The 15,008-nt window shown below is 32.3% G+C and carries 13 protein-coding genes and 1 other RNA gene; all 14 read right to left on the bottom strand.

Features of this window, described 5'->3' with window-relative positions; genetic code table 11:
• Entirely contained in the window at positions 1-1,041 is a 1,041-nt protein-coding gene (locus B5S50_RS21855) for a PocR ligand-binding domain-containing protein (protein WP_217302186.1), read from the bottom strand.
• Between the two features lie 335 nt (positions 1,042-1,376).
• Complete coding sequence (locus B5S50_RS14655) at positions 1,377-1,652, bottom strand: EutN/CcmL family microcompartment protein (RefSeq protein ID WP_013237380.1); 276 nt, start codon at positions 1,650-1,652, stop codon at positions 1,377-1,379.
• A gap of 143 nt (positions 1,653-1,795) precedes the next feature.
• Positions 1,796-3,175, bottom strand: coding sequence for a sigma-54-dependent Fis family transcriptional regulator (locus B5S50_RS14650; RefSeq protein ID WP_242872124.1), 1,380 nt, complete (start codon positions 3,173-3,175; stop codon positions 1,796-1,798).
• A gap of 664 nt (positions 3,176-3,839) precedes the next feature.
• Complete coding sequence (locus B5S50_RS14645; protein ID WP_065078192.1) at positions 3,840-4,406, bottom strand: 4Fe-4S dicluster domain-containing protein; 567 nt, start codon at positions 4,404-4,406, stop codon at positions 3,840-3,842.
• A 4-nt stretch (positions 4,407-4,410) separates the two neighbouring features.
• Positions 4,411-5,799, bottom strand: coding sequence for a [FeFe] hydrogenase, group A (locus B5S50_RS14640; protein ID WP_083985648.1), 1,389 nt, complete (start codon positions 5,797-5,799; stop codon positions 4,411-4,413).
• A 42-nt stretch (positions 5,800-5,841) separates the two neighbouring features.
• The gene (locus B5S50_RS14635) at positions 5,842-6,396 is read right to left on the bottom strand and encodes a 4Fe-4S dicluster domain-containing protein (protein WP_013237376.1); all 555 of its coding nucleotides are present in this window, start codon (positions 6,394-6,396) and stop codon (positions 5,842-5,844) included.
• A gap of 26 nt (positions 6,397-6,422) precedes the next feature.
• Positions 6,423-7,178 carry a 2Fe-2S iron-sulfur cluster-binding protein gene (locus B5S50_RS14630; RefSeq protein ID WP_023162856.1) on the bottom strand — a complete coding sequence of 252 codons (756 nt, stop codon included), beginning with the start codon at positions 7,176-7,178 and terminating at the stop codon, positions 6,423-6,425.
• Positions 7,179-7,194: 16 nt separating this feature from the next.
• On the bottom strand, positions 7,195-8,994 hold the full coding sequence (locus B5S50_RS14625) for an NADH-ubiquinone oxidoreductase-F iron-sulfur binding region domain-containing protein (RefSeq protein WP_065078190.1): 1,800 nt from the start codon (positions 8,992-8,994) through the stop codon (positions 7,195-7,197).
• A complete protein-coding gene (gene nuoE / locus B5S50_RS14620) occupies positions 8,987-9,472 on the bottom strand; it encodes an NADH-quinone oxidoreductase subunit NuoE (protein WP_065078189.1) in 486 nt (161 codons plus the stop codon). Before nuoE ends, B5S50_RS14625 begins: the two co-directional genes overlap by 8 nt.
• Before the next feature lie 295 nt (positions 9,473-9,767).
• A complete protein-coding gene (fdhD, locus tag B5S50_RS14615; protein ID WP_065078188.1) occupies positions 9,768-10,556 on the bottom strand; it encodes a formate dehydrogenase accessory sulfurtransferase FdhD in 789 nt (262 codons plus the stop codon).
• Positions 10,519-11,088, bottom strand: a complete 570-nt coding sequence (gene mobB, locus B5S50_RS14610; protein WP_065078187.1) for a molybdopterin-guanine dinucleotide biosynthesis protein B — start codon at positions 11,086-11,088, stop codon at positions 10,519-10,521. The genes fdhD and mobB overlap by 38 nt, the downstream gene beginning before the upstream one ends.
• Complete coding sequence (gene glp, locus B5S50_RS14605) at positions 11,066-12,265, bottom strand: gephyrin-like molybdotransferase Glp (RefSeq protein WP_065078186.1); 1,200 nt, start codon at positions 12,263-12,265, stop codon at positions 11,066-11,068. The genes mobB and glp overlap by 23 nt, the downstream gene beginning before the upstream one ends.
• 76 nt (positions 12,266-12,341) lie before the next feature.
• The gene (gene fdhF, locus B5S50_RS14600; RefSeq protein ID WP_217302185.1) at positions 12,342-14,471 is read right to left on the bottom strand and encodes a formate dehydrogenase subunit alpha; all 2,130 of its coding nucleotides are present in this window, start codon (positions 14,469-14,471) and stop codon (positions 12,342-12,344) included.
• A gap of 301 nt (positions 14,472-14,772) precedes the next feature.
• Positions 14,773-14,958, bottom strand: a non-coding RNA gene (gene ssrS, locus B5S50_RS14595) — 6S RNA.
• Between the last annotated feature and the right edge of the window lie 50 nt (positions 14,959-15,008).

Below are 15,008 nucleotides of genomic sequence, written 5' to 3'. Positions count from 1 at the left end.
TTATTTTAAATCATGTGCCAATTCTTTCATCTCAATAGTCATAGATAATACTTCCTGTAACCCAGAATTAATTTGCTGGATAGATGCTGCTTCATTTTCAGTAGTTTTTGATGTATAATCGGAAGTTTCCAAAGTTTTTGAAACAGAAGTCTGAATATTTGAAGTAAGTTCTATAACTCTAGCAGCAGTTTCCTTTGAACTATCCGAAAGTTTTCTTATTTCGTCCGATACTACACCGAATCCTTTTCCAAATTCTCCAGCCCTAGCAGCTTCAATAGCTGCATTTAATCCAAGCATTTTTGTCTGATCTGCAATACTCTTTATAGAACCTATAATTTCATATATTTTAGACGACAGTTCCTTTATACTTTGAATCTCCTTATTTAAGGATTGTTGATTTTCTGAAACCGTAACAGCAGAAGATGCTAGTCCTTGCATAGCTTGAGATATTTGCTGTAAACTTTCGTTTATGTTTTTACCCATATGTTCTAACTTGTATTTATTATACCCGAGTTTGGATAAAGTATTTGCCATCATATATAATACCTTCGCTATAGCTTCTACTCTATCTTTTTCTACAACTTTTACTTTTCTAAGTGCCTCTATATATTCATTTGGATCTACTCCTATTTCTAGGGCTATTTTTCTAAACTTGTCTTCATCAGGTGGTGCTGTCAAAACTTGTCCTCCAATAACGCTGCCAATAACTTTGCCTTGTAATACTATAGGAGCTGCATAATCCGTAAGTCCAGCGTGACAAGTATAAACAGCAGGTTTACCTGTTCTATAAGATTCTTCTCCACCTTTTTTATCGCATTCCTGGCACCTTTCATTGCCAATTTTACATCCTCTTGTAAGCTTCATGCAGAAATCGGTAAAACAACTTCCTTCTGTTACAGGTGAACCTGTATCATCTATAGAAATACTTGCAGTTCCAGTACCTTTAGAAAAATTATCTTGAAGCTCTTGCAAAAACTTCAAATCGATTATGTCCCCTATTTTTATTTCATTAAAATCTTTTTGCTGAGTTTTATTATCCATATCGACATATATCCCTCCTAATTAATACAAGCATACCTTATTGTATATTTATCGTAATTATAATCCATTTACTTTATATAATATAACTCAACTTTCGCACATATAAAATAATGCGAAGCAAAGCTTCGCAAGTTAAGAATTAATAATGAAAAGTTAATAGTAAAAGATGATTTTTAGCTATCGCAAAAAATCTTTTAATTTATACGAACCAGCCATGTTTCGCTTTAGCGAAACGAGCTATCAAAAATTTAATCAAAGATTTTTTGTAGTGTAACGGAAAAAAATCCACATTAACTATTAATTCTTAACTCTTAATTTTTAATTATATTTATCATCTAACGTTCATCCCATTCAATAGAATCTACAATACCTACGATAGAAGCATCTATTGGTATATCATTTTGAGAATCACTAGAATTTCTTGATCCACTTCCTGTAACCACAATTACAGTGTCATTAGCACCTGCACCTACAGTATCTACAGCAACAAAATGATCACCTATTAAATTTTCTTTTTCATCTATTTTTTTTACTATTAATAATTTGTTTCCTATAAGCTTTTCACTTTTTTGGGTAGAAACAACCTTTCCAACAACTTTACCTAAAAACATACATATTCCCCTCTATTAATTTTTTAATCACTAGTATTATACAATTAAGATATTTAGCAATATTTTTAATTGTTTACATGTTATTTTTCGCTTTTTTATTATATTTATTAGTATTATAACTATACTTTAATTTTAAAGTTAAATTAATTTTCAGATTTATCATTGTATAAATTCAAATCTATACAATACTTAGTTATTTTTCTGTATATAGTCGCCTTACCTATTTGTAATAATTCAGACGCCTTCATGACATTTCCCTTACAATATTGAAGTGCATTTCGAATACACCGTTCTTCTACTACTTCCAAAGGTAAAACCTCTTTTGATAAATCATTACTTATTGGTGCTTCAGCTTTTCCACCCCTACCAATAAGGTACTTTGAAGTTATCATTGTATCCTCACAAAGATAATAGGATCTTTCAACTACATTTCTAAGTTCTCTTGTATTTCCCTCAAAATTATATCTTTTCAGCTTTTCTATGTAAGAAGGGTCTATATATTTGGGATCACATGGATTCTTAATATTAAGCTGACTCACAAAATACTGAGCTAAAAGTTCTATATCCTCCTTTCTATCTCTTAGAGGAACAAGATGAATATTCATGACATTAAGTCTATAATAAAGGTCTCCTCTAAAATTTTTGTTTTCAACCTCATCTTTAAGTACTCTATTTGTTGCCGCAATTACTCTTACATCAATAGATTTTTCATAGTTTCCTCCAACTCTAACTATCTTAAGGTTATCTAATACCCTCAAAAGTTTTGATTGAATATCAAGTGGAAGTTCTCCTATTTCATCTAAAAATATTGTACCTCCATCTGCTAATTCAAATTTTCCTGGATTTCCTCCTTTTGACGCACCAGTAAAAGCACCTTTTTCATATCCGAAAAGTTCACTTTCTACTAATTCTCTAGGTATTGCAGCGCAGTTTACAGCTACAAAAGGCCCCTTACTTCTACTGCTGTAATTATGAATAGATTGCGCAAATACTTCTTTTCCCGTGCCGCTTTCACCTTCTATGAGTATATTGCAATTTGTTTTAGCTGCTCTTTTAGCTAACTTTATAACAGTTTTCTCCCTTTCATTTTTTGTAATAACATCATCAAAAGTAAATGAGGCCTTATAACCCACTAAGTTGTTTACCATTTTATGCAAATTTTTAGTATCTCTAATAGCAAGTACCAATCCTATAATTCGTCCTCTTAATTTTACAGGCACCAAATTTACAACACATCTTATCCTTTTTCCATCTATATAAAAACTGCAATCTTGTGACCACTTGTTTTCTCCAGTAAGTACTACAGTTTTTAATATTTCATCCTTTAATATTTCATTTAAATAAGTTAAATATAAAGTTTCTTCTTTTACTCCCAGTATTTTAACAGTTGTTATATTCACTTTTTTTATTAAAAGGTTTTCATCTGTAATTATGAGACCATCGTAACAGCAATCAAAAATAGCTTTAAGTATAAAAGATGATATATCATATTCCAATATACTGTCCATATCAATCCTGCACATACTACCTACATCATCTAGAAAACTCATATCTTCCATTCTATAACCTCCTCAATATGTAAATCTTCTATTTAGTTTTAGTATATCACATTTTGAGAATAATCATAAAAAATTATTGTATCATTATGATAAATATTTATATAATATCATAATGATATTGACTTTTTGTGTCATTATGATATTATATAAATATAAAGCGTCTTGTTTCAATAGGACAACAATTGGCACAAAAATTGCTTTAATATAAATGTGAATATATGTTTGAAAAAACATTTTAATAGCCCTAAACCTAAAAGCCTAAAATCTAAGTAAAAATACTCCAGCATAGTTAGACCCCTATGCTGGAGTATTTTTTGCTTATCCAAATTACTCAACTTTCACACATATGAAATTTTGATTTAATAAAAAATAATGAAAAGCAAATTTTTTAAAAAGAACAAATTTCAAATAGCAAAGAACAGATAAAGATGATTTCCCTTGTACCTCAGGAAATCTATAATTTTAATATTTTCTGACGTTAGGAAGAAACTTATCCTTATTTGTTCTTTAATCTTTGTACTTTGATATTTAAGAAATTGAGTTAAGTTATATACAATAAAAAGCTAAGAGCTTTCACCATATGCTATGATGAAAGCTCCTAACTTTTATTTATAATTTTATATAATCTTTAGCCTACTTCACGTTCGTCGTCATCTTTTTTTTCAACTATATTATTATTGTCATCATAAGTAACTAATTTGAGAGATTTTGTAGGACAAACTTCTATGCAAGCAGGTCCTCCATCCCTATCCTGGCAAAGATCACACTTATTTGCTACCACTCTTCCTTTTCCATTTACAGTAGGATTACCTTCCTCACTCATCTTAAGTCCCTTTTGGTCTACAACTTCTCCATCCTTATATTGAGAAGCTAATTCAATAGCTCCAAAAGGACAAGCTAACATGCAGATTTTACATCCAACACATACATCTTTATCTACACTAACATAACCATTTTCATTTGAAATAGCGTTAACTGGACAAGCTTTACCACAAGGTGCATCTTCGCATTGTCTGCATTGAACAGGAGCACTTACTTTAGCAGTTTTTATCACATTTAAGCGAGGATTAAAATTAATTTTGGATACATTTGTATTAAAAAAGTCCCCTCCTGAATGTGCAATACCACAAGCTGCTTCACAAGTCCTACATCCTATGCATTTATTAGGATCTGCTACTACGAGGCAATTCTTCATTTTATTAACTCTCCTTTTTTCTTGAGATATATTTAGTGTGCAATAATTCATGAGACTTAGCTCCTAATGGTTTGTCTAAGAACTCATCATATATTTTCTTTATTTCTGGATTTTCATGTGATTTTCTATAAGTAAGATTAGCGTCATGATTATATAGTCCCTTTTTCCTATTATTATAAGCTTCTTCTTTATCTGAATCAAGTATAACCTTAGGTTGTCCTCCACCACTTATACATCCTTGAGGACAAGTCATAACCTCTATAAAGTGTAAATCACATTTACCTGCCTTTACTGATTCCATAACATCTTTTACATTTTTTAAGCCGGAAACTACTCCTACTTTTAGTCTAATATCTCCTAAATCTACTTCAGCAGTTCTAAAACCTTCTCCACCTCTTACCATAGTAAGATCTATACTTGGAATAGTTTTTTTAGTATAAAGTTCATATCCAGTTCTAAGTGCTGCTTCCATAACTCCACCTGTAGCACCAAATATAGTTCCTGCACCAGTATACATACCAAGAGGAGTATCAAACTGTTCTTCTTCAATAGTATTAAAATCTATATCAGCATCTTTGAACAGTTGTGCTAATTCCCTTGTAGTTATAACTGCATCTACATCTCTGTGTCCACTGTCATGCATTTCTTCTCTTTCACTTTCAAATTCCTTGCATGTACATGGCATAACAGATACATTATAAATTTTAGCCGGATTAACCTTATTTATCTCTGCTCCATAAGTTTTAAATATAGCTCCAGCCATCTGATTTGGAGACTTACAACTTGAAAGATGAGGTAAAAGTTCTGGATATGTTTGTTCTGCATATTTTACCCATGCTGGACAACAAGAAGTAAACATTGGCAAAACTCCACCTTCAGCTACTCTTTTTAGTAACTCACTACCTTCTTCCATTATAGTAAGATCTGCACCAAAGTTTGTATCATATACTTTGTCAAATCCTAATTTTCTGAGTGCAGCTGCCATTTTTCCTTCACTTAAAGTTCCAAGAGGCATTCCAAAATCCTCTCCTATAGCAACTCTTACAGCAGGTGCACATTGCACAATTTTAAATACATCTTTGTTTTGTAAAATTTCTTTAACTCTCTTTGCCTGACCTTTATTATATGCTGCAAATAATGGTTCATCTACTTCCTTTAACAATCCTCTATCAAATAACCTTTTGCTAACTGGAGTAGGAATATCATCGTATACAGATTGATAGCCTTTACAAACTTGAATGCATTGTCCGCACATAACACACTTTTCAGTATTTATCTTCTGAGGTTTACCCTGTTCACCTTCTATAGCATCTACAGGGCAGACATCCGCACATCGTCTGCAGCCTGTACATAATTCTTCATCTATATTTATCATAGAAGTACTAGTTGGCATATTTAACATTCCTTTCTTTTCCGGATTTTTATAACTTATAAATTAGAGATTTGCGTTTATATTTAACAGTTCCATAGCAGCTTTCACACTACGATCTTTTTTATCTTCTCTAGGATCTACTAACCTTAAGGCCTCTTTTGGACATTCTTTGACGCAGGCAGGTTCTCCTCCCTCTTCCTTACATAAATCACATTTATAAGCTGCTGCTCTTACTTTAACCTGAATTCCTCCTGTAACTACTTTACCTTGAGTTCTAGGAAGTAAACTTACAGCACCTACCGGACATACTATTGTACAGGTCTGACACCCTATACATGCACTTTCATTTATAATGATACTTCCATCTTTTTCAACTATAGCATTAACTGGGCAGGCATTTAGACATGGTGCATCCTCACAATGTCTGCATTGTACCGGCATTACATTTCCTTTATTTTTAACAAAGAATAACCTTGGAGTAACTTTATTATTCATAGTTCCAATAGTTTTTCCTTGAGTATCTTCTCTATGTTTTGCAGCACAGGCAATCTCACAAGATCTACAGCCTATGCACTTGTCAGGATCGGCTATTACAAAAGAATTAAACTCTGGTTTCATTTAAATTACCACCCCTCTTTTAATTTTCACACGTTCTCAAAAATATTTTTGACATCTTTGGCTGTAACTTTCTTCTTGCAGCTGCTGCACATAAGCTTTTCTGGCTGCTCTTTTCCAAGCCTATTGTAAGCATATTTTACGTGTTCTTCTGTAGCAAAATATTCTCCGCACAAATCACATTTAACCATCTTGAATTTTTTGCCCCATATTTCTCTTTCTCCATCTTTATCCACAACTTTTATTGCATTAGTTGGACAAACATTTGCACAGGAAGCACATCCTATACATTCTGGTGAAGATTCGTGATATGGAGTTGCTACTTCTTTATACATACCCCTATTAACTGTTGAGATTGCTCCAGTACCTAATTCCTTGCAAGCTTTTGCACAAAGTCCGCACAAAACACAATTTTGTTCTGGATCCAATTTGAACCTCTTTACTCTCTTTTCCTCTACTCCAAAGGCTTTAGCTAATTCATTTACTTCTTTATTTTCAGGGCATCTTACTTTTAAAAGCATAACTATGTTTTTTCTCATTCTCTTTATTTCATCGTCATTAGTTATAACTTCTACTTCCTTACTTACAGGGAATATACAGGAAGTTACTATCTTTGCACGTCCCCTATCTACTACTTTAACTATACACAGTCTACAGCTAGCAAGCCCAGGCAATGCATCACTGTGGCACAGTGTAGGTATATATATATTATTTCTTCTTGCTATTTGTAATATGAATTCTCCTTTTTCAGCTTCACAAGCTTTTCCATCTATTGTAATTTTCATATCTACATTCACCTCCCTATAAAACCTTAACAGCATCAAACTTACAGATGTTCATGCAGTTACCGCATCTCAAGCACTTATCAGCATCTATTGTATGTGGTTTCTTAATTTCCCCTGTTATACAATCAGCTGGACAATTCTTTTTACACATATCGCATCCCTTACATTTATCTTGATCTATACCAAATGTAGTAAGTTTCTTACAAACTCCTGCTCTACATCTCTTATTCTTTATATGTTCTTCAAATTCATCTCTAAAATATCTTATAGCTGCTTTTACTGGATTTGGAGCACTCTTACCAAGACTGCACAGAGATGCCTTGCTTGTCATGGAACATATTTCAAGAAGCTCTTCTATGTCTCCTTCTTTTCCATCACCATTGCATATATCAGTGAGTATTTCAAGCATTCTCTTTACGCCTTCTCTACAAGGTACACACTTTCCACAAGATTCTTCAGCTAAGAAACTCAAGTAATATCTAGTTACATCTACCATACAGGTTCTATCATCCATTACGATCATTCCGCCGGAACCCATCATAGAATCCGCTTTAACCAAAGTATCATAATCTACTGGCAAGTCTAAATATTCAGATGGTAAACATCCTCCTGAAGGTCCACCTATTTGAACTGCCTTAAACTTTCTGTCGTTTAATACTCCACCGCCAATATCATATATTATTTCTCTAAGAGTAGTTCCCATAGGTACTTCTACAAGTCCAGTATTCTTAACTTTTCCAACTAATGAGAATACTTTTGTTCCCTTACTCTTCTCCATAGTTCCTATAGCATGATACCAATCTCCACCTTTTTCAATTATTATAGGTACATTGGCCCAAGTTTCTACATTATTTAAAACAGTAGGTTGTCCCCACAATCCTTTTTCTGTAGTGTGTATATATTTAGCTCTAGGTTCTCCTACCATACCTTCTATAGATGACATAAGTGCAGTAGACTCACCACATACAAAAGCTCCTCCACCTCTTACTATCTGTATATCGAAGGAAAAGTCAGTTCCTAATATATTATTACCTAATAAATTTTCATCTTTTGCTTTATTAATAGCTTTCTGCATATTTTCTACAGCAAGTCCATATTCATCTCTTATATAAGCAAAGCCGTTTGTACCTCCTACTGCATAGGCACACAATGTCATACCTTCTATAACACTGTTAGGATCTCCCTCCATTATACTTCTATCCATAAATGCTCCAGGATCTCCCTCATCACCATTGCATACTACATATATAGGTGATGTATCAATATCTGCAGCAGTTTTCCATTTACGTCCTGTTGGGAATCCTGCTCCACCTCTTCCTCTAAGACCTGATTTTGTTATTTCTTCAAGCACATCTTCAGGTTTCATGCTGCTTATTGCTTTTTTAAGAGCTTTATATCCGCCTCTTTCAACATAATCTTCCAAACTTATTGGATCTATTTCACCAACATTTCTGAGAGCAATTTTGTATTGTCTTTTACAAAATTCACTTTCTTTATGATTTCTTAATCTCTGTTTTGTAGCAGTTTCAAAATATAATAATTTTTCAATTATTTCCCCATTCATCAATGTCTTTTTTACTACGTCTTCTACATCTTCTACTTTAACTTTAAAATATGCAATGTCATCTGGATATATTTTCAGTACAGGACCTTTCTCACACAATCCATCGCAACCTGTTGCTTTTAATTTAACATTTACTTCTGCATTTGCCCCTAATTTAGCTATTTGTGCCTTCATTTCTTCATATACTTCCTTGCTGCCTTTAGCTAAGCAACCTGTTCCACAACATATATTGACAATTTTTTTATCACTCATGGCTTTCACTCCTATACTCACTAAGAATTTCTTCAACCAGTTTAGGTGTTAAATTTCCAAAATATTTGTCATTTATCATCATGACAGGAGCTATTGCACAGCATCCTATACAGTTAACTGTATTTATTGAAAATTTAAGATCTTCTGTAGTTTCACCTGGTTTAATTCCTATTGCCTTTTCAAGTTCATCCATTACAACCATAGAACCAGCAACATGGCAAGCGGTTCCATCACATACAGTTATTATGTTTTCCCCTTTTGGAGTAAGGCTCAATGCCTTATAAAAAGTAGCCATACCATACAGTCTACTTACAGGCGTGTCCAAATACTTAGCTAAATTCTCCAGTGCTTCTCTGGGTATATATTTGTACTTTCTCTGTATATCCTGTAGTATAGCAAGAGTAAATCTCTGCTCTTTAGGATATTTTTCAATTACATCTTGTCCAGACAGGTCTTCATTTTGCTGTTTAGTTAACATTAAATACTTCACCCTCCCATTTGAATATTATAATTGATTTCCCCCTTAAAATATTAGAAGGAATAAGATATTAGCTCTAAATCAAAGATTTGAGCCTCTATGCTTAAGAAATAATTTTAAAACATATAACATATTTAATTTAAAATTATTTTAATTACCTTATTTAAAAATTAAAATATAAATTTAGTCCTATTTAATTAAGAACTAATTATCAACATTAAATATTATATTATTTTTATATAACTATATGACTAATTTTTTAAGATTATATTCAAAAATGTATTATCAGAAATTACTATATTATTCTCTGTGGATTTGTATATACATTCATTCTTTCTCCCCTTACAAATCCAATTAATGTAACATTTAAAGCTTTTGCAAATTCTATAGAAAGATTTGTAGGTGCAGATTTAGATATTATTATAGGTACCCCAAGTCTAGCAATTTTATATACCATTTCAAAAGATACCCTGCTGCTCACAAATATTATTTTATCTTTTAAACAAATATTTTTTATAAATGCCTCACCTATAAGCTTGTCTACAGCATTGTGTCTGGCCACATCCTCACAAATAGATATTACTTTATCTTCATCACAAAGAGCTGCACAATGTGCTCCTCCAGTGAGTTTAAAAGTCTTGGAATATCCAAGATTGTCCATCATTAAGCCATAGATTTTATCAACATGTATGTAAACATTATCATTATTGATTAGACTAATTTTCATGGAATCAATAATATATGAAAAGAATTTACTTTTTTCATTTTCATTAAATGTTGTAGGAAGTACTTGCTTTGAATACAACTCTTTATTAAATTGTCTATTTTTCAAGATTACCCTGGACGCTCCACTTTTTTCATCTATCTCTAAAGATTTTATTTCATCTAGAGATTTTATAATACCTTTAAAGACCAAGAAACCTATTGTTAATTCCTTAAGCTTTTCAGGAGTACATAAGAGCACTGTCAAATGTTCACCATTTACAAATACATTTAAAGGATATTCGCAAATAGTTGATTCCTCCACTGTCTTTTTACATTCTTTGTCATATTTGACTACATGAAGTTCCATGGTTTTCTCCATTTTTGTTACCTCCTATAAAGTTGCTTTCAATAAAATCAGCTACTTTTTTTGTATCATTTATATCAAATACAGGAATATCAGTTATTAAATTTTCATTGGTTACAATAGCTACAAAATTTTGAAAATTATATTCAGAATTTTTGTAGAGTAAACATTTACTTGCATTTTTCCTGTATACTTCTATTTTAGGAAATTCGTTGCCCTTAAAACCTTCCACTATTACAATATCTACATCCTGAAAAAGCAACAGCAATTCTTCTATACTTTTTGGTCCACTTACTTTTTTTATCATAGCCACTGTATTATCCGATGCAATAACAACATTGTCTGCACCTGCCTCTGTAAATCTAAAGCTGTCTTTTCCTGGATAATCTATCTGTAACTTATGAGCATCATTCTTTATTGCACCAACCTTATATCCTCTGCTTTTTAAAATTCTTATTATTCCTTCTATTAAGGTAGTCTTACCTGAATTTGAACTAGATGAAATAATAGAAATTACTGACCTCTTATTTGAATATAAATTTTCCATTTAAAATATCTCCAGCTTTTGCTATACTAGTTCCCTTTTTCATGATAACCACGCCATTTGACTTAGTAAGTGTAAAAAGGCCATTGGAATCTTGTCTTCCTACATCATAAGCATAATAATGGTTATCTTCCTTTTTTATATCTACATACATATAACAGTCTCTTTCTTTTCCTGACTTAAAATCATCTTTTAAAGTTACAGGAAATTCTTCAGGAAATGCATCATCTCTTCCAATCATTTTTTTAATAGATGGTGCTACAAAACTTTCAAATGAATTTATTACTGAAAGTGGATTTCCTGGAAGTCCAAAGAATAATTTATCTTTAAAAGTTGCAAAAACAACTGGTTTTCCTGGTTTAATAGCTACCGAAGTAAATTTTATATCTGTTCCTATTTCCTTAAGAACATCTTCTATAAAATCGTAATCACCCACAGATGCTCCTCCAGTAGTTATGATTATATCTCCCTCTTCAAATGCAGTTTTTATAGCATTAAAAATTTTATTCTTATCATCTCTTATTATCCCATACGATTTAACTTCTGCGTTTAAATTTTTAATAAGGGCAATTAATGTGTATTCATTACAATTTCTTATTTTACCTTGCATTAAGTTTTGATCTATATTTATAAGTTCATCCCCTGTATTTATTATTATAATTTTAGGGACTTTGTAGCATTTTATTTTAGTATAACCTAGTGATGCCAATAACCCTATTTCTGCAGGTCTTACGATTTTTCCCTTTTTTAAAGCAACATCACCAATTTTTATCTCCTCACCAGTTTTAAATATGTTGGTTCCAGGAGATACCTTTTCCAATACATGAAGTTCTTTTCCTTCTACTTTTACTTTTTCTATTTGAATAATTGCATCTGCACCTTTTGGTACTGGAGCTCCTGTCATTATTTTTATGGCTTCACCATTTTTTAATACTATATCAGAAAAATCTCCCGCCTTTATGCTTCCCTTAATTTGAAATTTTGACATTTTTTCCTTAGTATCTTCACTTTTTAAAGCATACCCATCCATACAGGATTTGTCAAATGGGGGAAGATTATCTTTTGAGCTTATATCCTCTGCCAATACCCTGTTAAGAGAATTTATCAGGGACATATCTTCACTTTTAAGCAGTTTTGTATTATTCATTACTATATTGAATGCTTCATGTACGTCTATCACAGTCTATCAACTCCTATTGATTTAAAGCTTTTGGCTAAAAGACCTTTTAATCAAGGTCTTTTTAGCCATCTTTATATTAAACATTCATCTTTTTCTTTATTGAAGCATATTGATCTTTTATAAACTTTTCAGCTTCTTTCTGATCTTCTATAGCTTCTACCTTCACTGCACAATACTTTAATTCAGGAGTTTTTGATACTGGATCTAAATTATTAGCTGTAAGCTCATTACATGCACCTACCCACCATTGATAGGTCATATAAACTGCTCCTTTATTTGCCCTTTCAGTAACAAGTGCACGGGCAACCACAGAACCTCTTCGTGAACTTACTCTCATAAGCTCACCATCTATTATTTTCTTAGCCTTTGCATCCACTGGATTAATTTGTACATATCCTGGTTCATCAGCTAACTGCTGGAGTGCTCTACAGTTTCCTGTCATTGTTCTTACAGAGTAATGCCCTACTTCTCTAACTGTAGAAAGAACAAGTGGATATCCTTCATCTGTCTTCTCTATAGGAGGTCTCCATTCTGCTGCAAATAAATTTGCTTTTCCAGTAGGTGTATTAAATTTATTTCCTTTGTAGAGATAAGAAGTTCCTGGATGGTCTTCAGATGGACAAGGCCATTGAATTCCTCCTAATTCATCCAATCTCTTATAAGTTGCTCCTTTGAAATTTGGACATAAATTTATAAGTTCGTCCCATATTTCCTCAGTATTGTTATAATGCATATCATAACCCATAGCACATGCGATTTCTGAAATTATCTCCCAATCTGGTTTAACATCACCCTTAGGTTCTACAGCCTTTTTAAATCTCTGGAATCCTCTATCAGCAGAACTGAATACTCCTTCATGTTCTCCCCAAGACGTAGAAGGTAAAATTACATCTGCATGGAGTGCAGTTTTATTCATAAATATATCTTGAACTATTACAAGTTCCATTTTATCAAGTGTTTCCCTCATTTCATTAGAATCAGGATCACTTTGAACTGGATCTTCGCCCATTATATAATATGCCTTTATTTTATTCTCTTTAAGCGTTAATTCAGGAACTCGCGTTAAGTGATAACCAACTTTGTTTGAAAGCTTAACTCCCCAAGCTTTTTCAAATTTTTCTCTAATTGCATCGTCAGTTACACTTTGATAACCTGGGTACACATTAGGAAGTGCTCCCATATCGCAGGCGCCTTGCACATTGTTTTGGCCTCTTACAGGTCCTATGCCTACATTAGGTCTTCCAAAATTTCCAGTTAATAATGCTATAGAAGCTAATCCTTTAACTACATCTACAGCTTGAGCAAACTGGCATACTCCCATACCATATAATATCATAGCATTTTTAGCACTGGAGTACATTTTCATAGCTTCTACTATATCCTCTGCAGGTATACCAGTAACTTTTTCTGCATATTCAGGAGTATAATTCTCAACTATAGATTTATATTCTTCAAAACCAACAGTATGATCTTCTACATATTGTTTGTCATAAAATTGCTTGTTTATAAGTATATTGGCAAAAGTATTTACAAGAACCATATTTGTTCCATTTTTTATAGGGAGCCATAAATCTGCTATCCTACCAGACTCTGTTATACGTGGATCTACAACTATTACCTTTGCACCCTTTTGTTTTGCACTAACTATTCTCTTAGCAACTATTGGATGCGAAGCTGCTCCATTATATCCAAAAATAAGCAGTAAATCTGTATCATCTATTTCATGTATTCCATTTGACATAGCACCATTTCCTAAAACGTAAGCCAGACCGGCTACAGAAGGAGCATGTCAAACTCTGGCACAGTGATCTATGTTATTGGTTCCAATAACCGCCCTCATAAACTTTTGCATTACGTAGTTTGCTTCATTTCCAGAACCCCTAGCACATCCTGTTCCCATTATAGAATCAGGTCCATATTTCTCTTTTATTTGTGACAACTTTGAAGCCGTAAAACTAATAGCTTCATCCCAACTTACCTCTTCTAACTCTCCATTTTTTCTTATCATTGGATGTTTAAGTCTAGATGTCAATATCTTAGGATCGTTTAGAAAATCCCAGCCAAATCGTCCTTTTAAACACAAGGACCCTTCATTTGTCCTACCATTAGCAGGTTCTGCTTTAATTATATTACCATCCTTTACATGCAAGTATAACTTACAACCAGCACCGCAGTAAGGACAAACAGTTAAAACTTTTTTATCCATTGTTTAACCCCCCAATAACTTTATATATTAAATTTGCCTATAAATTACTTTTACCGATTACAATTTCATTTTAAAATATTCAGAATTTAAAGTCAAGGTTACTAAGGTTACTTTTGTTTAATTTTTTTAAATACTTTATTGAGATTTTATTGCAATTTAAAAGAATAGTTCCATTTTTTCAAGCACTTTTTAAATATGCTTTTAAAATGGATTAAAACGAAATACAGATACATTATGTTGAACATAAAAAGAGAGATCTCTCAACCTCTCTTTAGAAATCATAATCTTCACGATTACTTTTATTTTATCCAAAATACCGTTTAACCTTACTTTGACACCTATCCAAAAATAGGTGGATGTTCTCACAGATGTCTCCATCTTCCTAAACTTTCAATTATAAGTAGGCTTCATGTACACATCTAAATATTGAACTTCCGTTTATATAACGTAGGTTCAAAACTAAAGCTTACGTATACTTCAGATCTTTTATAAATATTTAAAATGCTTTGATAACGTTTTTACAAATTTATTATATAA

The sequence above is a fragment of the Clostridium sp. 001 genome, from assembly GCF_019056555.1.
Lineage (GTDB): Bacteria > Bacillota > Clostridia > Clostridiales > Clostridiaceae > Clostridium_B > Clostridium_B ragsdalei.
Note: the sequence above shows the minus strand (reverse complement) of the source record. Positions and strands in the feature narration are given on the sequence as shown.

Coding starts and splice junctions, on each gene's coding strand:
- B5S50_RS21855 (WP_217302186.1), bottom strand. CDS start 1,041: ATGGATAATAAAACTCAGCAAAAAGATTTTAATGAAATAAAAATAGGG.
- B5S50_RS14655 (WP_013237380.1), bottom strand. CDS start 1,652: ATGTTTTTAGGTAAAGTTGTTGGAAAGGTTGTTTCTACCCAAAAAAGT.
- B5S50_RS14650 (WP_242872124.1), bottom strand. CDS start 3,175: ATGTGCAGGATTGATATGGACAGTATATTGGAATATGATATATCATCT.
- B5S50_RS14645 (WP_065078192.1), bottom strand. CDS start 4,406: ATGAAGAATTGCCTCGTAGTAGCAGATCCTAATAAATGCATAGGATGT.
- B5S50_RS14640 (WP_083985648.1), bottom strand. CDS start 5,799: ATGCCAACTAGTACTTCTATGATAAATATAGATGAAGAATTATGTACA.
- B5S50_RS14635 (WP_013237376.1), bottom strand. CDS start 6,396: ATGAAACCAGAGTTTAATTCTTTTGTAATAGCCGATCCTGACAAGTGC.
- B5S50_RS14630 (WP_023162856.1), bottom strand. CDS start 7,178: ATGAAAATTACAATAGATGGAAAAGCTTGTGAAGCTGAAAAAGGAGAA.
- B5S50_RS14625 (WP_065078190.1), bottom strand. CDS start 8,994: ATGAGTGATAAAAAAATTGTCAATATATGTTGTGGAACAGGTTGCTTA.
- nuoE (WP_065078189.1), bottom strand. CDS start 9,472: ATGTTAACTAAACAGCAAAATGAAGACCTGTCTGGACAAGATGTAATT.
- fdhD (WP_065078188.1), bottom strand. CDS start 10,556: ATGGAGAAAACCATGGAACTTCATGTAGTCAAATATGACAAAGAATGT.
- mobB (WP_065078187.1), bottom strand. CDS start 11,088: ATGGAAAATTTATATTCAAATAAGAGGTCAGTAATTTCTATTATTTCA.